The following is a 19,229-nucleotide window of genomic DNA, read 5'->3' on the forward strand; positions in this document are numbered from 1 at the left end:
TGAACTCACTCCTTCATATGAACTCGACCGTTCGAATCGATCGACGCATGGATGGAAATGCCCGAAATCCGTTTCAACAGCGCAGCGGCCTCCGCGCCCTCGAGCGGAGCGGGCTGCGATTGAACGGCCTGCATCGGATGCAGCAGGAGCGAGCATGTCCCGCGGGCATCGCAAGCGGCGTCGAGAATGCCGGTATCGGCCGTTCGCTTATCCGGCATGCCGCTGAAAATAAAATTGCCCAGGCTGTAGGCGATCCATTTGCCTTTGTACGCCTCGAAGCCCTGCAGCACATGCGGATGGCTGCCGACGACCAGATCGGCCCCGGCATCGATGTACGCGTGCCCGAGCCGCGTCTGATCCGCATTGGGCTTATCCGCGAGCTCGGTGCCCCAATGGACCATGACGACGACGACGTCCGCCTCTTCCTTCGCCTTCTTGATCGCGGCGACGGCCCTCGTCGGATCGTACGATTCCGCCAGTCCCGGATGGTTCTTGCCCGCCTTCCACGAACCGACGGGAACGACGCGGGTCAGGCCGAGATAGGCGATCCGGATGCCGTTCGCTTCCTTGATGACCGGCTTGAACGCTTCGGTATCGTCCTTGCCCGCCCCCATGTTCGGCATCTTCGCCTTGTTTAAGTAATCGATCGTATCCAGCAGGCCTTCTTCGCCCTGGTCCAGCGTGTGGTTGTTCGCCAAATTGACCACGTCGATGCCGGAATCCACTAGCGCGGGCAGCGCGTCCGGCGAGGATTTGTACACGTACTGCTTGTCGGGCGCCGGCGTGCCGCGAAGCGTGACGGGCGTCTCCAGATTCGCCGCCGTCACGTCCGACAGCTGCAGGAAATTCCGCACCTTCGCGTAAGGGTATTCGTAACCGTTCTTGAGCATCAGCTTCTCGACCGACGCCGCCAGCAGAATATCTCCGGTAAAGGAAAGATCGGCCGTGTCTTCTCCGGGACCGGCAATTCCGCCGTTTCCGGCCGACCCTTGCGACGAACCGTTCCCGCCTTGAGCGCCGCCTGCTGCAGCGCCGGCATCCGCACCCGACGTATCGCCGGGCGATGAATCGGTCAGCGGATCGGCCGGCGCGTTAACGGGCGCATCCCCGGCGGTTCCCCCGCCCGTCCCGCCGGCATTTTCTCCGCCCGTTCCGCTGTTCGTTCCGCCAGCCGAGTCTCCATCCGGCCCTTCATCAATCGAGGCGCCATCATTCCCCGACGGGGCATCCGGCACGGAGCCGGCGTCGCCCTCAGGCGCGGGCGGAGCATCCTCTCCGCCGTCCCCGGCGCCGTCTTGCGCCGTCGTGCCGTTACCGTTCGACGGCGCGTCCAATTTGTCGCCTCCGCCGCCGCGCTGCACGGCATACGCGACCGCTAAGGCGCCGATGAGCAGCAGCAAAATGCCGTTAATGACGACGAGCCTGCGCAGCCGCTTGGAGCGCTGCTTCTTTTGACGCTGATGGGATTCAGAGCGTGACATGACCATGATCCGCGGGCTCCTTTTCCGGGAACATCGTTCCCTTTACACAAAATACGAGATTCGTTCTTCCGCTTCGCGCCTGCCGATCAAACCCCGATGCTCCAGATAATAGACGTGGGCCAGCGTTTCCGACATGGCAAACCGCATATGATGCGCGTCCCCGGCGATTCTATCGCCGAACAACCGCAAGCAGAGCCGATAACCCGTGCACGGCTCTTCCCGAAGCATCGCGGCGATGCTCTCGAGCCTGCGTTCATGATGCGCGGCCAGTTCCGCCGTCCGTCGCTCGAAGCGGTCGAACGGTTCCCGGTGGCCCGGAAAAGCCCGCTCGACCTCATAGCCGGACAGCTCCCGCAAGCTGGCCAGAAACGACTCCAGCTGCCGGTCGTCCTCCCCGGGCACGACGCTGATATTCGGCGTGATCGTCGGCAGCACCTGGTCGCCGCAGATCATCCACTTCGTCTCCGCCGCATAGAAGCACAGCTGTCCGCCCGCATGTCCCCGGGCGTCGATGGCCTGCCAATCCAAACCGGCCATGCGGACGGTTTGCCCCGCCTCGATGTAGCGCACCTCCGGCTGCGGCGACACCTTCGCGACGAAGCTGTCCAAATGCGGCCTCAACGTCGCGACGACTTCCGCCGGCATCCCGTGCCGCGCGTAGAGCGCAGCCAGCTCCGCGGCGAAAGCGGCGCCGCCGTCCGGTCCCCACAACCGCTGCGCGTACGCATGCGATTCCGCGGACATGCAGACCGGCGCGCCGGTGTGCTGCTGAAACCATCCGGCAAGGCCGTAATGGTCCGGATGCTGATGCGTCAATAGAATCGTATGAATGTCCGCGAACGCGAGCCGATGCTCCGCCATGGCCGCTTCCCATGCCGCCTTCGCTTCGTGCGTATGCAAGCCCGGATCGACCAGGGTATATCCCCGTTCGTCCCGCAGCAAATAAGCATTCACCCATTTTAACGAGAAAGGCAGCGGCACCCGTACCTGCACGATGCCGCCGGGCCACGCCGTCGCGGCCGGCCTTCCTGCTATTCCGTCCATCCTTTCCCCTCCCGATACCATTCGCGCCAAGGCGCAACTCACCCAATTGTAACGCAAGCCCGCAAATCTGGCAAAATGCCGAACGGGGCATATTTTTCGAATTGGAAATCCATACTATATCGAGCTGCCAGCCGTTTCCATAAACGGTTGGATATTCTTCGATCAAGGGTGTGATGACATGCTGAACCGTATCGGGACTCTGTTCGCCGAATCGCGGGACCTGACCTTGGACCGTTTGCAGAACGACACGCTGATCATCGAGGTCGCCTACATCAACACCCTCTGCGACGAGAGCAAGGTCAGCGACTTCATCCTCGTTCCGTTCACGAAAGAGGAGCATCCTTTCGAAGACTTGATCAAACGCAATCCGTCCTTCAAAAGGCTGGACGATCCGGCCAAATGGGGCGAGACGCTGCTCCACGGCTTCGTGCTGCTGCAATTGAACGGCATGGTCTACAAGCTCGACGCCGCGCGGATCATCCGCAACGAAAACCCCCAAACGATGGTGGAAACCGTCATTATGGGTCCGCAGATCTCGCTGAGCGAGGATTTGATCGATTCGATCAACATCGTTCGAAGCCGGTATCCGAGCGAGGAGCTTGCCGTCGAGGAACGCACGGTGGGGACGATCTCCAAAACCCGGATGCTGCTCGTGTACGATAAGCACCGGGTGGACGCCACCGTGCTCGGCCATATCCGCGCCAAGCTGGAGCGCATCTCCGATCCGTTCTACACGGCCACAGGGGAACTTGTCCGTTCGCTGGGCGACCGCTACCGCCTGTTCCCTTCGATGATGGTGACGGAGCGTCCGGACCGCGTCTGCGCCGGCATCGAGGACGGCAAAATAATCGTGCTGCTGCAAGGCTCCATGTTCGCGATTATCCTGCCTTCTACCTTCTTCGAATTCCTGCACGCGGTAGACGACGATTACGATTCCTTCTGGATGACGCGCGCCATGATCACGCTGCGCTATATCGCCGTCGTGCTGACCGTCACGCTCCCGGCGCTTTACGTCGCCATCATGTCCTACAATCCGGAGCTGTTCCGCGTGCAGCTGACCTTTTCCATTGCCGGCAGCCGTTCCGCCGTCCCTTACCCGTCCTTCGTGGAGGTGTTCATCATGCTCTTCATGATCGAATCGCTGATCGAGGCCAGCGTCCGCCTGCCCAAATACATCGGTTCGACGGCCACCACCGTAGGCGGCTTGATTCTCGGCCAGGCCGCGCAGCAGGCCGGACTCGTCAGCAGCATCATGATCATCGTCACCTCCGTCGTGGCCATCTCGAACTTCGTCATACCCGTCAACAACATGTCGACGGCCATACGTTTCCTGAAGTATCCCTTGATCGTGCCCGCGATCTTCTTCGGCATCTCCGGCGTGACGTTCGGCGTCTTCTGCTACCTCGTCTACTTGGCCGACCTGCGCAGCTTCGGCAAGCCGTACTTCCGGATCTTCGGGCGAAGACAATCGCAATCGGGCGACGTCGGGCAGGTGGGCCGGTAATGAGCCGCTATTTCTTCTACAACGTCATTCTCGTCAGTTTGCTGAATCTGATGCTGTTCGTCCCGTACCTGTTGATTCAATACCGTTACAAAGGCGCGATCATGTCGATGCTGTGCGCCGCGATCGTCGGTACCGTGCTCGCCCTGCTCTTCATGCATGTCATGAAAACCTTTCCCGGAAAAGGCCTGCCGGAAATCCTGCGGGTGTTTATGCCCAAACCGCTGACGGTTCCCATTCTGATCGTTTGCGCCGTCATGTGGCTGACGGCATCGTCCATTACGTTGTACGCCTTTTCCGTGCTCATCAACCGTTTCTTCAATCCGGACACGGGTTCGCTCATCGTGCTCGTCTTTATGTGCCTCGTCTGCATGTACGCCGCGACGCGTTCCACGCTGACGGTGATCTTCGTGCTGGAGGTCGGTCTGGTCGTTTGCGCCCCGATCATTTTGTTCCTGTTGTTCAAAGCCTTCAACAGTTCGATGCTGGACTGGGACGCCATCCGGACGGTCAGCCATTATTGGAACCGCGGCCCGCAGGTAAAGCCGTTCGCCGCCTCCTTGTTCGTCTTTACGGGGTACATGAATTTCTTTATGTTCAACCGGCTGAATTCGCCGAATTTCCGGCTGCGGTTTCGTTGGGTCACCCCCATCTTCTGCAGCCTGATCCTGCTCACTTCGTTCTTCGTTCCCATCGGCTTCCACGGAACGGAGGGAGCCGCCGACTACTTGTACATCTGGAGCGTCACCTCGGACACGCTCATCATGAGCTACGGGTTTATCGAACGAGTCATTTTCGTATTTCTGCTGATGTATCTGGTGTTATCGCTGATCTTCGCGATGATCGGCTGGCATATGGGGATGGAAATGGTCAAAAGCTGCCTGCCGGAGAAGAAAACGGATGTCGATCCCGCGCGCACGCCCCGTTCGAATTGGGTCATCGTCGGGCTGTTCGCCGTGCTGACGGTCGCCTACGCCTACTGGTTCAACGAAAAGGAAAATTTGAAAATCACGAGCCATTGGATCGTCTTGCGAGCCTGCGTGGAAATCGTCTCGGTGCTGTTCGTTTTCGTGCTTAGCCTGTTTGGATCAGGGAAAAGAAAGAAGCTGGTGAGCCATGAAAATTCTTCGCATAACGCTGCTGGCCCTGACGGCGCTTAGCTTCGCGGCGACGGCCGGATGCGGCTTCAGGGATATCGACAAGCGGTTTTTCGTCATCGCGATGGGCATCGACCCGGCGGATCATGGCGCGAAAGGCTATAAAATCACGCTGCGGCTCGCGGTGCCCTCGCCGAAGGTCGAGCCCGGCGCCGGCAATAATCAGGTAGTCACCATGGAAGCCAGCTCCATCGCGGAAGCCGTGAGGCTGCTGAAAGCGCATGTCGACAAAGAATTCGATTTCGGCCATTGCAAATTGTTCGCGCTCGGCGAGAAGCTGGCCCGAAGCGATTATACCGATATTCTGCGCTGGCTAACCCGCAGGCGGGACGTGCAGAGCATCGCTTACGTGGCCGTCGCCCAGCCGGACGCGAAGTCGATTCTGCAGGTTGAGCCGAAAAGCGAACGCTACCCGGGCAACACGCTGTTCCTGATGTTCGGCAAAGACGGCACGCAATCTTCCTACCTCGTTCCCGTTTATTTGTTCGATTTCATCCGGCGCTACAGGGAACACGGGATCGATCCCGTGCTGCCCCTCATCCGCGCGGAACGGGACGGCTATGCCATCACGAGGCTGGGCGTGCTGAACAAATCCAAACTGGTGGAGACGTTGACGCCGGGCGAGACGGAAACGTACAGCCAGATCCGGAACCAAGACGCGAAGTCGACGGTAGCGGCCGTGAAGAACGGAAACACCATGGTGATCAACGTGGACCACATCGCGACGCATTTCAAAATCGCGAACGGAAACGGCGAGCATGTATTACGGCTGTGGCTGAACGTCAGCGGCATCTTCGAAGAGGCTCCGCTCGGGGTATACGAGGAGGATTGGAACCAGCTGGAGGCGCTGTTCAATCAGCAGATCGAATCGGAAATCAAGAAGCTGTTCAAGAAAATGCAGCAGGCGGAGGTGGATCCGTTCGGCTTCGGCCTGCGCTACCGGGCCACGCATCCCGGAACCGAACAGACGTGGAAGGATTGGCAAAAAATTTACCCCGATTTGAAATTCGACATCAAAGTCCGGGTCGAGATCGAAGGCACGGGACTCGTCAAATAAAACAAGGGCAGACCCGTTATCCAAACGGTTCTGCCCTTGCTGCCGCCATGCTAGACCTGCATTAGCCGGTCCGTCGCCCGCAGCTGGCCGATATTCGCCGCGCCGATGCCGAACATCGCCGCGCGCAGCTCGAACTCGATGCGCTCCATCCGGCGCTGCAGCGGACCGCTCGCGCCGGCTGCCGGATCGGCCGCTCCGCCGAGCAGCGTCCGGCCGTATGCGGCAAGATCGGCTCCGAGCGCGATCGCTTTCGCCGCATCCACGCCGTTCGCGAGGCCGCCGCTCGCGATCACGGTCGCTTCCGGCCGTTCGGCCCGGATGTCGCGGACGCACGCGGCGGTCGGCGTTCCCCAGTCGGCGAACGCCGCGGCGGCATCCGCGCGCAGCTCGTCGCGCGCGCGATGCTTCTCGACTTGGCTCCACGAGGTTCCTCCCGCTCCGGCCACGTCGATGAAGGCGACACCGGCTTCCAGCAGCACGCCCGCCGTCTCCGCATCGATGCCCCAGCCGACTTCCTTGATGCCGACGGGCACGTCCATCAAGCGGCATACTTCGCCGATCCGGCGGAGCAAGCCCCGGAAGTCCGTGTTGCCCTCCGGCTGGAACACTTCCTGGATGCTGTTCAAATGAAGCACGAGCGCATCCGCTTCGGCCATTTCCACCGCCCGTCGGCATTGATCGATCCCGTAGCCGTAATTAAGCTGGACGGCGCCCAGATTGGCGATGATCGGAATGCTCGGGGCAAGCCTACGCATCTGAAACGTCGACGCGAGGTTTTCGTTCTCGATTGCGGCACGCATGGATCCGAGTCCCATCGCCCAGCCCCGCGTCTCGGCGGCTTCGGCAAGCCGGGCGTTAATAAGCGCGGTCTCTTCCGTTCCGCCCGTCATCGAGCTGATGAGCAGCGGCGCCGACAGCCTCCTGCCAAGAAAAGAAACGGCAAGATCGATATCGTGGTAGGCGATTTCCGGAAGCGCCTGATGACGAAACCGATAGCCGTCGAAGCCCGGTCCCGCTCCCGTGCTCTGTACCTGCTCCTGCAGGCAAATGCGGATATGCTCGCCCTTCCGGTTTGCGGTAACGGCATGCTCCGCATCCATTCTGTCCGTCATGCTGAGATTGTGCTCCTTCCATCCCATTCGATTTCCATCCATCATGGCATAGAGTCGGCAACGGAGCAAGTCCGTGCCTCATTATGGGTATTTTGATCATTTTTATCTTTAAAATGATTTTTACAATCATTTTAATTGTCGATTCCAACAAAATAATTTATAATTAGCATCAGAACGAACCTACTGGGAGGCGCTTGCGATGCAACTGAAATTCTTTGAAACGACGTCCGAATTGGACCGCTATGCCGCGCAGCTGTTTGCCGACGCATTGAAAGAGAAACCGGAGTCGACGCTCGGACTGGCCACCGGCTCGACACCCGTCGGAATTTATGAAAAAATGATAGAGCTGTACCAACAAGGCGATATGTCCTTCAAATACGCGACTACCTTCAACCTCGACGAGTACGTCGGGCTTACGCCGGACCACGAACAGAGCTACGCGCGGTTCATGAATCGGCATCTGTTCGCCCATATCGATCTTCCGGCCGGGCAGATTCATCTTCCCCGGGGCACGGCGGACGATTTGGCGGCGGAATGCGCGAACTACGACCGGATGCTGGAGGAGCGGCCCGTCGACATTCAGCTCCTCGGACTCGGCCATAACGGCCATATCGGATTCAACGAGCCGGACCGGGAGCTGCGGGGCGGCACGCATATCGTCGAGCTTGAACAAGCGACGCGGGAAGCCAACGCGAGATTTTTCGCTTCCATCGACGACGTTCCGACGCAGGCCATCACGATGGGGGTCGGCTCGATTCTAAAAGCGGAATCCATCCTGCTGGTCGTCAAAGGCTCGGATAAAGCGGTCATCGTCAAACAAGCGCTGCAGGGGCCGATTACGACGGAATGCCCCGCGTCGCTGCTGCAAACGCACAAAAACGTTACGGTATTGGTCGATCGAGAGGCAGGGAGGTTGTTGTAAACCATGAACAAGGCCGAAGGAAAATGGATCATTCAAGGCGTCCGCGCGGTCATCGGCGATGTTGAGGCCGCAGATGTAGTCGTCGTGATCGCGAACGGCAAGATCGCGGAGATTCTCGTCGGCGGGGAGCGTCCGCAAGCGGATGGCGCACCCCTTATCGACGGAGGCGGCGGCTGGCTGCTGCCCGGGTTTATCGATGTGCATGTCCATGGGGGCTTCGGCTCTGATTTCATGGATGCCTCCAAAGAAGCGTACGACGCGATCACGTCTTTCCACGCCGCGCACGGCACCACGCGCATGCTGGCGACGACGGTGACCGCACCGCCGGAAGCCATAGAAGCCGTACTGGACGCAACCGCCGCTTACAGGCGGAATCCGATGCCGTTCGCCAGCCTGGAAGGCGTGCATCTGGAAGGCCCGTTCATCAGCGAGCTCTGGCCCGGCGCGCAAAATCCCGGTTTCATTTCGCCGCCGCGTCTGGATTGGGTGCAAGCCTGGAACGACGCCTATCCCGGCACGATCAAGCAGCTGACGCTGGCTCCGGAGAAGGAAGGCGCGGGCGAGGTCATCGCGTACCTTGCCGCTAATGGCATCGTCGCGGCCGCCGGCCATACGGACGCGCTTTACGCGCAGGTCGAAGCGGCGGTCAAGGCCGGTTTGTCGCAGGCCGTCCATACGTTCAACGCCATGCGGGCGCTGCATCACCGCGAACCGGGCACCGTCGGCGCCGTGCTCGGCGATAACCGGATCCACGCCGAGCTGATCGCCGACGGCCATCACGTGCATCCGGCCGCCATCCGCCTGCTCATGCAGGCGAAGCCGCGCGACCGCGTCATCCTGATCACCGATGCGATGTCGGCCGCGGGCCTCGGCGACGGCCGTTACGATCTCGGCGGACTCGACGTCGATGTCGCGGACGGCGTCGCCCGCCTTCGCGAAGGCGGCAGCCTCGCCGGCAGCACGCTGACGATGATCGACGCGGTCCGGTACGTTCTCGAACATACCTCGCTTAGCGTTGCCGAGGTCAGCCGCATGGCCAGCGGCAATCCCGCGAAGCAGCTCGGCCTTCAGAACGTGACGGGAGCGATCGCGGTCGGTATGGCTGCGGATCTCGTGCTTGCGGATGCGTCCTTCTCCGGCGTCAGCCATACTTGGGTGCAGGGAAGACTTGTTCATGATGCGAAGCAGGTTTGATTCGGCTGAAGCGCTTCGGCGCCATCCATCGATCCGGGCATAGCCTCGCCTATACTTAAAAAGAGCCCATGGAAGCCGACTGGCGGCTTTCATGGGCTCTTTTCTATTTAACCATCCATGCGAGCAAGTCCGGGAAATTTACTTCTGCCGAATCAGCTTCGTCACGCGGCCGTCGAAAATCCATTCCGCCACGTACACGTTGCCCTGCGAATCGACGCAGACGCCGTGCGGCGAACTGAATTTGTCCGGACGATAGTACGCTTTCGGCAGGTTCGGCCAGCCCTCTTGCTTGTATGCCTTCTGGTCTTCGCCCAGATGCGTGATCAAGCGGTCTTCGCTGTCCAGCACCGTAATGCGGCTGTCCAGATCCGGCAGGTACACTTCGTCGCCGAAGAAATAGAAGCTGCACGGCCGGTCGAGGTTGTGATCGACGAAGCGTTTATGCTCGCCTTCGAGCGTAAACACTTGAATCCGTCCGTTGCCCCGGTCCGCCACGTAGATTTCCGGCTCTCCGCCGCGGAGGTTGATGGAGATGCCGTGCGGCTCGATGACTTTGCCCGGTTCCGAGCCACGGCCGCCGAACGTCCGGATGTAGCCGCCTTTGGCATCGTAATGATGGATATGATATTGGCCGTAGCCGTCCGATACGTAGATATCGCCGTTCGGCGCCACGCATACGTCCGTCGGCACGTAGCGGCGTTCCGCGTCGTATAGATCCGGACGGTCTGGCGTGCCGATTTCAAGCAGCACGTCGCCGGCCAGCGTCGTCTTGACGACGAGGGAGCGGTTCGTGTCGGCAAAATACAAATATTCGATGCCATCGTTGTCGCGGTGCAGGTAGAAGCCGTGCGCGCCGCCTTCGAATTCCGCGCCCCATGACGTTTTGAATTGGCCGTCTTTATCGAACACGACGACGGAATCCTTGCTCGTGTTATGTACGTAAACGTTATCATTTTCATCCACTACAATCCCGTGCGTATATCCGTAAGCGATGCCCTCCGGAAGTTTGCCCCAGCCGCTGGCGACTTCGTAAGAATGTGATGCGCTGCCAATGATCAATTTTTCAGACACGTATCATTTCTCCTTTGCGAATAAGATCCCTCCCAGTATACCAAATCTTGAGAATCTCGGGAGTTAAAAATAATGTGAGAAAATTTTAAGCTTACTAAAAAAGGCCCGCCGCGCCGATGCGCGATACGGACCTTGCCAGTCGAAAGCCCCTGCGGCATCGGGCTTTCTCGTTAAATGCCGGAATCTTCATGCCCGACGGATGCGATCACCGTCTGTATGCCGTGCGAGTTCGCAATGGAAGCCAGCTGCTGCGGCAGCTCCCGATCGGTGATGAAGCCCTGCAATTCCGCCAGGGATGCGATCGAGAACAGCGAAGTGCGTCCGATCTTCGTATGATCGAACATGGCGTACGTCGCCTGCGAACGCCGGATCATCGCTTTGGCGATCTGGGCTTCCTGCTCCGAATACGTCGTAATCCCGCCGGTCGAGGACACGCCGTCCACGCCGAGAAACATTTTGCCGATATTCAGCTGCGCGACCATGCCTTCGCCGAGCGGTCCGCACAATTCGAAGCTGTTATGCCGCATCATGCCGCCGGTCACGACGACATTGATGTCGCTGCCCGCGAGCTCCATCGCCACGTTCACCGTGTTGGTCACGACCGTAATGCCTCTGCGCGTCTTTAGCAGCTTCGCCAAATAATAGTTCGTCGTGCCGCCGGACAAGCCGACGACGTCGCCTTCGGCGATCAGACCGGCCGCGGCCGCGGCGATCCGCTCTTTCTCCAGGAAGGACAATCCTTCCTTCTCGGCGAATGGCAGCTCGCGCACCGCGTTCAGTCCGTCGTACATGGCGCCGCCGATCGTCCGAATGACGGGCTCCGCCTTCTCCATCAGCTCGAGGTCGCGGCGGGCCGTCGCTTCGGAAACGCCGAATCGCTCCACGACCTCCTGGATCGTGATCCGCCCCTGCCGCTTCAGCACGTTCATGATCCCTTCGCGGCGACGCTGCCCTTTCGACGATTGCACCTCCGCCATCTACCGTTCCACCCAGCCTTTGTCCGATAGTCTGCGGCTTGCCGTCGTCCAATCGGGAAGCGCCTCCCAGTCGCCGCGCATCTGCACGACAAGCGCGCCGTTAATGCTGCCGAGTCGGACGGCCTCGGCCGGACTCATGCCCTTCAGCAGCCCGGCCAAAAATCCGGAACCGAACGCATCGCCGGCGCCGACCGTATCCACGACCTGATCGACGGGGTAGAACGGGATCTCGACGACGTTGCCGTTCTCCAGCACGACCGTCGTGTCGCCGACGCCTTTCACGACGCTGACCGCTTTCAATTGCGACAGCTTATCCTTCACGAGCTCGAAGTCGTCCGTCTCGTACAGCATGCGCAGCTCGTCCCAACCCGGAAGAAAGTAATCCGCCATCTCCGCGAGCGGCAGCACGACGCGCCGCGCTTCTTCGATCGTCCACAGCTTGAGCCGAAGGTTGGGATCGAAGCTGATGCGCGCGCCCGCCGATTTCGCGGCAGACACGGCCGCGAATACGGTCTCGCGGCAGCTGTCGCCGAGCGCCGGCGTAATCCCGGTAACATGAAGAATCTTGCAGCCCCGTATGTAGTCCAGATCAAGCTCGTCCGGGGTCATCCGGCTTGCCGCCGATTGCTTGCGGTAGTAGTGGACCGCGAGCTTCCCCGCGACCGTCTCGCGAAACATCATGCCCGTCGGCGCATCCGGCGCGAGCTTCGCCCTGGATACGTCGACGCCTTCTCCGCGGACCCGCTTCAGAATCAGCCGACCGAACGGATCGTCGCCCAATGCGCCAAACCAACCGACCGAGCATCCGAGCCGCGCCGCGCCGATCGCCACGTTGCTCTCCGCCCCGCCGAAGCTCTGCTCGAGCGAAAAAGCGTGTTCGATGCTTCGGAAATCCTGCGGCATGAACAGCGCCATCGTCTCCCCGAAGGTAAGCAAATCCGGTGATTGCGATTTCAACAACCGTTCCCCTCCTCTATCGTCCGCAGCCGGTTCCTACTTCAGGATCGGATACTTCATGAAATAGAGCGTCACCAGGTAGACGAGCAGCAAAATAACGCTCATCGTGCGTACTTTCGCGATATGCGCCGACGCGCTTTGTCCGCTTTGGATCGCGGACGAGATCCGCTTGAGCGGCTTCGTGATAATGCCGCCGATCGCGGCGATCGCCAGGAACAGCACGATGACGATGATCATCCAAATGACTTTATAATCGCTCTGAGACATCAAATAACCGCCCGTAAGAAGCTGAAGCACCAGGAAGTATTGGGCGATGCGGTTCGCCGCGGCCAGTCCGTCGGCCAATCCGGCTTGTCCGCCGCCGTCAAGCTTGGACGCGCGTCCGGCCATGAAAGGCAGGGCGATGTAGAACCCCAATCCGGCTGCACCGATTACGTGCAAAAACAACATAAAACTTAACATCAAGCGTCCTCCTCGGTAGATCTATAGTCACTTCTAAGTATACTAAAACTGACCCTGCAATACAAAGAAACGCTTTATTCGCCGGCCTGCGACAGGCGGTGCTTCACGATGGCCGCCTTGATCGCGAAATAATCGACTTCCTCCGGCAGCGCCTCCTTGATCGGCTTCAGCTTCTCCGTGCCGATCTCCTTGATCGTCTCCACGATCAGCGCCTCGTGCCGCTCCGGGATGAAGTCACCCCAAGGCAGCTCCTCGCCCTCTTCCCCGCACCGAAGCAGATGGTTCTCGATCGTCACGCGGCTCATTCCGCGAAGCGAAGCGATCTCGGGCAGCGATTTGCCATCGGCGAACAGCGTCAGCGTCTGCACATGGCTCGGCAGATCCGCTATCCGGGCCAACTCATCGCCTCCGGCCGCACCGGTGGCGGCGCCGTAGCTTGCTCCTTCATCGGCGTACGTAACACCCGACGAATCTTGCGCGGATTGAACCGCCGCCGACGGCGCGAATCCCCCGGTTACCGGACCGTTCCGCGCCTGCCCCTCTGCTCCGTCCTGCTTATGCTGCCTGACGATCGCGATGACGTCGTGCCCGTATTTGCTGACTTTCGCCGCGCCGATCCCTTTCACGCCGAGCAGCTGCTCCGACGTAACGGGCTGCCTGTCCGCGATTTCCCGCAGCGCCGAATCGAAGAACAGCATGAACGGCGGCACCTTCTCCCGGGCCGCCGTCTCCCGGCGCCACTCACGCAACGCCTCGAACAATTGCGCATTCGCGGCCGACACCGCTGAACCGGTATCCCGCCGTTTGACGGACGCGCTCTGACGCCGCTGCACGGGCACGGAGCCTTCCAAGACCGGCAGCGCCTCCGCCGTCAAGGAGACCGTCGGGTATTCGCCTTCGCTGATGCGCAAATACCCTTCGGCGACCAGGAAATACATCAAATCGGCAATGTCGCGTTCCGCCCACTGACGCATCAGCCCGTAGGTCGACAAACGATCGAAGCCGAATTCCAGGATGCGCTTCTCCCGCGAGCCCTTCAGCACCTTCGCCGCCATCGAAATTCCGAACCGGCCCTTCAGCCTTCCTACGCAGGACAACGCCTTGCGGGCGTCCTCCGTGACGTCCGCCATCGCGCTGACGTCGAGGCAATTGCTGCATTTGCCGCATTCCGGAACGTCCGCTTCGCCGAAGTACCGAACGATGTATTGCAGCAGACATTTCTCCGACCGGCTGTAGTGCATCATCGTATACAGCTTGTTCAATTGAACCGTCTTGCGCTCCGGATCCGCGGTACCGCGGTCGATGAGAAACCGCTGCACCTGGACGTCCTGCGGCTCGAACAAGAGCACGCATTCGCTTTCCTCGCCGTCGCGCCCGGCACGTCCGGCTTCTTGATAATACGATTCCACGTCGCCCGGCATCTGCCAGTGCACGACGAAGCGGACGTTCGGCTTGTCGATGCCCATGCCGAACGCATTCGTCGCGACCATCACCCGGTTCTCATCGAACCGGAACCGTTCCTGCGCATCCGCGCGTTCGCCGTCGTTCAGGCCGCCGTGATACTTGCCGACCGCGATGCCGAGCCGGGACAGGTCCTCGCACACTTCCTCGGCTTCTTTGCGCGTGGCGGTGTAGACGATGCCCGATTGATCGGGCCTCTGCTGCACGAAATCCCGCAGAAACTTGCGTTTGTCCGTTCCCGTTACGACCGAGAGCGTCAGATTCGTTCGCGCGAATCCCGTTACGAATATATTCGGATCGTGCAGCCCAAGCATCGCCGCGATATCTTCCGACACTTCCGGCGTCGCCGTGGCCGTGAACGCGGCGACCGGCGGCCGGTTCTCGAGCCGGCCGATCCAGCCCGCCAATTGGCGGTAACTCGGACGGAAATCATGCCCCCATTGGGAGACGCAGTGCGCTTCGTCGATCGCGATGAGCGGAATATGCATTTGGGCCGACAACGACTCGAACATGCCGCTGTCGAGCCGCTCGGGCGCGACGTACAGCAGCTTATAGGCGCCCTGCGAGGTCTGCCTGACGACGTCCCGGTATGCGGCCGCATCGAGCGAGCTGTTCAAATACGCGGCGGGCACGCCCAGCCGGTTCAGCGTATCGACTTGGTCTTTCATCAATGAAATGAGCGGCGAGACCACGATCGTCGTGCCCGTCTGGAGCATGGCGGGGATTTGATAGCAGACCGATTTCCCCCCGCCCGTCGGCAGGATCGCCAACGTATCCTTGCCGGAGAGCAGGCCCTCGATGATATCGCTCTGTCCTTTGCGGAAGCTGTCATAGCCGTAAATCCTTTTTAGCGTCTGCAGCGCTTCGAGATGCATAAGACTCCCTCCTTAAACGTGTTAGGTATCCGCTTGAAAATCGCTTTTGCATAATAATCCGTTTCATAAGGCCGTAAAAACAGGAAGACCCTGACGGCTGATCAGTCAGGGTCTCATGTGCTTCATGAGTGTTGCGATAAACGTATCGACTAGCCGTTCACGACAGCGATCACGCTGCGAACGGAATTCGCGGATTTCTCCAGCGCCGCTTTCTCGGCCTCGGTCAGCTCAAGCTCGAACACTTTCTCGATGCCGTCGCCGCCCAGAATCGCCGGTACGCCCATGAACAGATTGTCGTAGCCGTATTCGCCCTGCAGCAGCGCGATGACCGGCGTGATGCGTTTTTTGTCCTTCAGAATCGCTTCGGTCATTTGGACCAGCGATGCCGCAGGCGCGTAGTACGCGCTGCCGTTGCCGAGCAGGTTGACGATTTCTCCGCCGCCGACGCGGGTCCGCTGCACGATCGCCTCGATGCGATCGGCCGAAATCAGCTTCTCGATCGGAATGCCGCCGACGTTGGAATACCGTACGAGGGGAACCATGTCGTCGCCGTGCCCGCCGAGCACGAAGCCGCGAACGTCCTCAACGGATACGTTCAGCTCTTCGGCGATGAACGCGCAGTAACGCGCCGTGTCCAACACGCCGGACTGGCCGATGACGCGGTTCTTAGGGAAGCCCAGTGCATTGTAAGCCACGTACGTCATGGCGTCGACCGGGTTGGACAAGATGATGACGTAAGCGTCCGGACTGGTTGCTTTGATGTTCTCGCAGACGGATTTCACGATGCCCGCGTTCGTGTTGACCAAATCGTCGCGGCTCATCCCCGGTTTGCGGGCGATGCCGGCCGTGATGATCACGACTTGGGAGTCTTTCGTATCTTCATAGTTGGACGTACCCGTGATTTTGGCGTCGATACCTTGGACCGGCGTGGATTCCATCATATCCAGCGCCTTGCCCTTCGTCGGGTTCTCGAGCTGCGGGATATCGACCAGCACAACGTCGCCAAGCTGTTTCTGCGCCAGCATCAAAGCCGTAGTAGCACCGGTAAAGCCAGCGCCGACAACCGTAATCTTATGCCGTTTAATCGCCATCTTAGAAAGCCTCCCATAAGTATAACCGCGTCAAGCGGCCATCGTTAGTTTTATAGAACGCTGCAAGCGCCTAACCGCTCGAACGACGTAAAGCGGGCAAGATCCGCATAAGCGAAGCCATGCGGATCTTGCGTAAGCCCTGCACGCATCTACATTTAAGCGCCTCTCCTGCTCGCCCGTTATTCGAAGGGATTCCAAAGGGCGAAGCCCTTGGGGTCCCCCTCAAGGGGATTTAGGGGGTGCACTTAATATCTAGAGGATGCACTTATGATTTTATTTTTAAACTAAAGGGTCAACAGGACCCCCTGTTTCTTACAGATGTTTGATGATTTCGTCGGCAAACGCCGAGCATTTCACTTCCGTCGCGCCTTCCATCAGGCGGGCAAAGTCGTACGTGACCGTTTTGTTGTTGATCGCCGTTTCCAAGCCTTTGTAGATGGAATCAGCCGCTTCCTGCCAGCCAAGGTGCTCAAGCAGCATAACGCCGGAGAGGATAACGGAACCCGGGTTAACCACGTCAAGATCCGCGTATTTCGGAGCCGTGCCGTGCGTGGCCTCGAAGATAGCATGTCCGGTCAAATAGTTGATGTTGGCGCCTGGAGCGATGCCGATACCGCCTACTTGGGCAGCCAATGCGTCGGACAGGTAGTCGCCGTTCAGGTTCAACGTGGCGATCACGTCGAAATCCGTAGGGCGCGTCAACACTTGTTGCAGCGCGATGTCGGCAATCGCGTCTTTCACGATCAGCTTGCCTGCGGCTTCCGCGTCTTTTTGCGCTTTGTTGGCAGCATCCGTGCCTTCGGCTTCTTTAATGCGGTCGTATTGGCCCCACGTAAAGGTTTGATCCGCGAACTCTTGCTCGGCCACTTCATAGCCCCAGTTCTTGAACGCGCCTTCCGTGAATTTCATGATATTGCCTTTATGCACGAGCGTCAGCGTTTTGCGGCCGTGCTTCAGCGCGTATTCGATCGCGGCGCGAGCCAGACGTTTGGAGCCTTCTGCCGAAACCGGCTTGATGCCGATACCCGACGTTTCAGGGAAGCGGATTTTATTGACGCCCATTTCGTTTTGCAGGAAGGCGATCACTTTCTTGACCTCGTCCGAACCTTCTTGGTACTCGATGCCGGCATAGATGTCTTCCGTGTTCTCGCGGAAGATAACCATGTTTACGAGCTCCGGACGTTTAACCGGGGAAGGTACGCCGTCGAAGTAACGGACGGGACGCAGGCAGACGTAAAGGTCAAGCTCTTGACGCAGCGCAACGTTCAGGGAACGGATGCCGCCGCCGATCGGCGTCGTCAGTGGTCCTTTGATCGCAACGATATATTCGCGAATTGCCGTCAGCGTGTCGGCCGGAAGCCACTCGCCGTAATTATTGAACGCTTTCTCGCCGGCGAACACTTCGTACCAAGCGATTTTTTTCTCGCCGCCGTATGCTTTTTCGACAGCCGCGTCCAGAACGCGTTTGGAAGCTTTCCAGATATCGCGGCCCGTGCCGTCGCCTTCGATGAAAGGAATGATCGGGTTGTTCGGCACTTGAAGAACGCCGTTATCGATCGTAATTTTGTCGCCTTCTGTTGGCAATGCGAATTTTTCGAGTTGCATAATGATGAATTCCTCCTAAAATGTAGTTGTTCGGTACACATAACATGACGGGAGCCGGCAACGCAGCATGAGGCAAGCCGCGCGTCAACACCCCGTCAGAGGCAGGACGGCCAAAGGTTGCCCACGGCCGTCTATTTGCTGTTCGTGATTAACGCTGCGCGATCGGCGTTACTTTTTGATCGACCGGCCCCGTATATTCCGCGCGCGGGCGGATCAGGCGGTTGTTGTCGTATTGCTCGAGGATATGCGCGGTCCATCCCGATGCCCGGCTGATCGCGAAGATCGGCGTGAACAGGTCGCGCGGAATGCCCAGCGTCGTGTACACCGAAGCGGAGTAGAAGTCGACGTTCGGCTTGAGCCCTTTTTGGCCCGTTACGAGCTCTTCGATTTTGACGGACATCTCGTACAGCTCCATGTTGCCGGTCAACTTGCCCAGCTCGCGGGACATTTTTTGCAAATGTTTCGCGCGCGGGTCGCCGTTTTTGTAGACGCGGTGTCCGAAGCCCATGATTTTTTCTTTGTTCGCAAGTTTATCGTTGATATACGATTCCACGTTCGCGAACGAACCGATTTCTTCCAGCATGACCATAACGGCTTCGTTGGCGCCGCCGTGCAGCGGGCCTTTCAACGCTCCGATGGCGGACGTGATGCCGGAGTAGATATCCGACAAGGTCGCAACCGTTACGCGCGCCGCGAAAGTCGAGGCGTTCAGCTCGTGGTCGGCATGAAGCACAAGCGCTTGATCGAGTGCCTTGACGGCGACTTGATCCGGTTCTTGGCCGTTAAGCATGTACAGAAAATTATAGGCGATGGAAACGCCCGTTTTCGGCGCGACCGGCTCTTTGCCATCGCGAATGCGTGCAAAGGCAGCGATCAGCGTCGGGATTTGCGCTTGAATTTTGATCGCTTTCTGAATGTTCGCTTCTTTGGACATATCGTTTGCCTGCCCGTCGAACAAAGCGAGGCTGGACACGGCCGTGCGAAGGGCTGCCATGGAGTTCGTGTTGTTCGGGTAGAGCTTCAAAGAATCCAGTACGCCGGCAGGAACCGCTGCGTATTCGCCAAGCTGCCGCATCAGCTCGCTCAGCTCGGATTGGTTCGGCAGCTTGCCGTACCAAAGCAGGTACGCCACTTCTTCGAAAGAAGCGTTCTCCGCCAAGTCGTCAATATTGATGCCGCGGTAAGTCAGAACGCCGTCGATGATGGAGCTGATCGAGGAAGTCGTTGCGACAATACCTTCTAGACCTTTGGTTGCTGTCATG

At 59.3% G+C, this 19,229-nt stretch carries 16 protein-coding genes; 5 read left to right on the forward strand and 11 right to left on the reverse strand.

From position 1 onward, the window contains the following. Positions 1–5 precede the first annotated feature (5 nt). Both AC50YL_RS13515 and AC50YL_RS13520 read right to left on the reverse strand, forming a co-directional pair. Positions 6–1,487, reverse strand: a complete 1,482-nt coding sequence (locus AC50YL_RS13515; protein ID WP_494832647.1) for a CapA family protein — start codon at positions 1,485–1,487, stop codon at positions 6–8. A 36-nt stretch (positions 1,488–1,523) separates the two neighbouring features. After that, positions 1,524–2,525, reverse strand: coding sequence for an MBL fold metallo-hydrolase (locus tag AC50YL_RS13520; protein ID WP_494832649.1), 1,002 nt, complete (start codon positions 2,523–2,525; stop codon positions 1,524–1,526). 178 nt (positions 2,526–2,703) lie between these two features. Here AC50YL_RS13520 and AC50YL_RS13525 point away from each other — a divergent pair, with 178 nt between their 5' ends. From AC50YL_RS13525 to AC50YL_RS13535, 3 genes are read left to right on the forward strand one after another with little or no spacing between them, the layout of a single operon-like run. Beyond that, positions 2,704–4,029: a spore germination protein gene (locus AC50YL_RS13525; protein WP_494832651.1), complete on the forward strand. Its 1,326-nt coding sequence runs from the start codon at positions 2,704–2,706 to the stop codon at positions 4,027–4,029. Further along, positions 4,029–5,186 (forward strand): GerAB/ArcD/ProY family transporter, encoded by a 1,158-nt coding sequence (locus AC50YL_RS13530; RefSeq protein ID WP_494832654.1) that lies wholly within the window; start codon positions 4,029–4,031, stop codon positions 5,184–5,186. The genes AC50YL_RS13525 and AC50YL_RS13530 overlap by 1 nt, the downstream gene beginning before the upstream one ends. Then, complete coding sequence (locus AC50YL_RS13535; protein WP_494832656.1) at positions 5,143–6,240, forward strand: Ger(x)C family spore germination protein; 1,098 nt, start codon at positions 5,143–5,145, stop codon at positions 6,238–6,240. The genes AC50YL_RS13530 and AC50YL_RS13535 overlap by 44 nt, the downstream gene beginning before the upstream one ends. 50 nt (positions 6,241–6,290) lie before the next feature. Here the strand turns inward: AC50YL_RS13535 and fni are convergent, their stop codons facing one another. Continuing rightward, entirely contained in the window at positions 6,291–7,352 is a 1,062-nt protein-coding gene (fni, locus tag AC50YL_RS13540) for a type 2 isopentenyl-diphosphate Delta-isomerase (RefSeq protein WP_494832658.1), read from the reverse strand. Positions 7,353–7,551: 199 nt separating this feature from the next. Between fni and nagB the strand changes: the two genes are divergently transcribed. Both nagB and nagA read left to right on the forward strand, forming a co-directional pair. Continuing rightward, positions 7,552–8,274, forward strand: coding sequence for a glucosamine-6-phosphate deaminase (gene nagB / locus AC50YL_RS13545; RefSeq protein ID WP_494832660.1), 723 nt, complete (start codon positions 7,552–7,554; stop codon positions 8,272–8,274). Between the two features lie 3 nt (positions 8,275–8,277). Next, positions 8,278–9,468 carry an N-acetylglucosamine-6-phosphate deacetylase gene (gene nagA / locus AC50YL_RS13550; protein ID WP_494832662.1) on the forward strand — a complete coding sequence of 397 codons (1,191 nt, stop codon included), beginning with the start codon at positions 8,278–8,280 and terminating at the stop codon, positions 9,466–9,468. 138 nt (positions 9,469–9,606) lie between these two features. Here the strand turns inward: nagA and AC50YL_RS13555 are convergent, their stop codons facing one another. The 8 genes from AC50YL_RS13555 to citZ all read right to left on the reverse strand — a co-directional run bounded on the left by AC50YL_RS13555 (position 9,607) and on the right by citZ (position 19,228). Next, positions 9,607–10,539, reverse strand: a complete 933-nt coding sequence (locus AC50YL_RS13555; protein WP_494832664.1) for an NHL repeat-containing protein — start codon at positions 10,537–10,539, stop codon at positions 9,607–9,609. Positions 10,540–10,709: 170 nt separating this feature from the next. Next, a complete protein-coding gene (locus tag AC50YL_RS13560) occupies positions 10,710–11,516 on the reverse strand; it encodes a DeoR/GlpR family DNA-binding transcription regulator (RefSeq protein WP_494832666.1) in 807 nt (268 codons plus the stop codon). Then, complete coding sequence (locus AC50YL_RS13565) at positions 11,517–12,473, reverse strand: sugar kinase (RefSeq protein WP_494832668.1); 957 nt, start codon at positions 12,471–12,473, stop codon at positions 11,517–11,519. A gap of 36 nt (positions 12,474–12,509) precedes the next feature. Next, entirely contained in the window at positions 12,510–12,935 is a 426-nt protein-coding gene (locus tag AC50YL_RS13570; RefSeq protein ID WP_161744872.1) for a hypothetical protein, read from the reverse strand. 74 nt (positions 12,936–13,009) lie between these two features. Continuing rightward, on the reverse strand, positions 13,010–15,271 hold the full coding sequence (gene recQ, locus AC50YL_RS13575; RefSeq protein WP_494832670.1) for a DNA helicase RecQ: 2,262 nt from the start codon (positions 15,269–15,271) through the stop codon (positions 13,010–13,012). A gap of 149 nt (positions 15,272–15,420) precedes the next feature. Further along, positions 15,421–16,362: a malate dehydrogenase gene (mdh, locus tag AC50YL_RS13580; protein WP_494832672.1), complete on the reverse strand. Its 942-nt coding sequence runs from the start codon at positions 16,360–16,362 to the stop codon at positions 15,421–15,423. Between the two features lie 312 nt (positions 16,363–16,674). Beyond that, a complete protein-coding gene (gene icd, locus AC50YL_RS13585) occupies positions 16,675–17,967 on the reverse strand; it encodes an NADP-dependent isocitrate dehydrogenase (protein WP_494832674.1) in 1,293 nt (430 codons plus the stop codon). A gap of 148 nt (positions 17,968–18,115) precedes the next feature. After that, complete coding sequence (gene citZ / locus AC50YL_RS13590; protein ID WP_494832677.1) at positions 18,116–19,228, reverse strand: citrate synthase; 1,113 nt, start codon at positions 19,226–19,228, stop codon at positions 18,116–18,118. Position 19,229 lies beyond the last annotated feature (1 nt).

This window comes from Paenibacillus sp. J22P277 (assembly GCF_059383675.1).

Bases quoted from the DNA above. Each gene is read 5' to 3' on its own strand.
- AC50YL_RS13515 (WP_494832647.1), bottom strand. From the start codon at position 1,487: ATGGTCATGTCACGCTCTGAATCCCATCAGCGTCAAAAGAAGCAGCGC.
- AC50YL_RS13520 (WP_494832649.1), bottom strand. From the start codon at position 2,525: ATGGACGGAATAGCAGGAAGGCCGGCCGCGACGGCGTGGCCCGGCGGC.
- AC50YL_RS13525 (WP_494832651.1), top strand. From the start codon at position 2,704: ATGCTGAACCGTATCGGGACTCTGTTCGCCGAATCGCGGGACCTGACC.
- AC50YL_RS13530 (WP_494832654.1), top strand. From the start codon at position 4,029: ATGAGCCGCTATTTCTTCTACAACGTCATTCTCGTCAGTTTGCTGAAT.
- AC50YL_RS13535 (WP_494832656.1), top strand. From the start codon at position 5,143: ATGAAAATTCTTCGCATAACGCTGCTGGCCCTGACGGCGCTTAGCTTC.
- fni (WP_494832658.1), bottom strand. From the start codon at position 7,352: ATGACGGACAGAATGGATGCGGAGCATGCCGTTACCGCAAACCGGAAG.
- nagB (WP_494832660.1), top strand. From the start codon at position 7,552: ATGCAACTGAAATTCTTTGAAACGACGTCCGAATTGGACCGCTATGCC.
- nagA (WP_494832662.1), top strand. From the start codon at position 8,278: ATGAACAAGGCCGAAGGAAAATGGATCATTCAAGGCGTCCGCGCGGTC.
- AC50YL_RS13560 (WP_494832666.1), bottom strand. From the start codon at position 11,516: ATGGCGGAGGTGCAATCGTCGAAAGGGCAGCGTCGCCGCGAAGGGATC.
- AC50YL_RS13570 (WP_161744872.1), bottom strand. From the start codon at position 12,935: ATGTTAAGTTTTATGTTGTTTTTGCACGTAATCGGTGCAGCCGGATTG.
- recQ (WP_494832670.1), bottom strand. From the start codon at position 15,271: ATGCATCTCGAAGCGCTGCAGACGCTAAAAAGGATTTACGGCTATGAC.
- mdh (WP_494832672.1), bottom strand. From the start codon at position 16,362: ATGGCGATTAAACGGCATAAGATTACGGTTGTCGGCGCTGGCTTTACC.
- icd (WP_494832674.1), bottom strand. From the start codon at position 17,967: ATGCAACTCGAAAAATTCGCATTGCCAACAGAAGGCGACAAAATTACG.
- citZ (WP_494832677.1), bottom strand. From the start codon at position 19,228: ATGACAGCAACCAAAGGTCTAGAAGGTATTGTCGCAACGACTTCCTCG.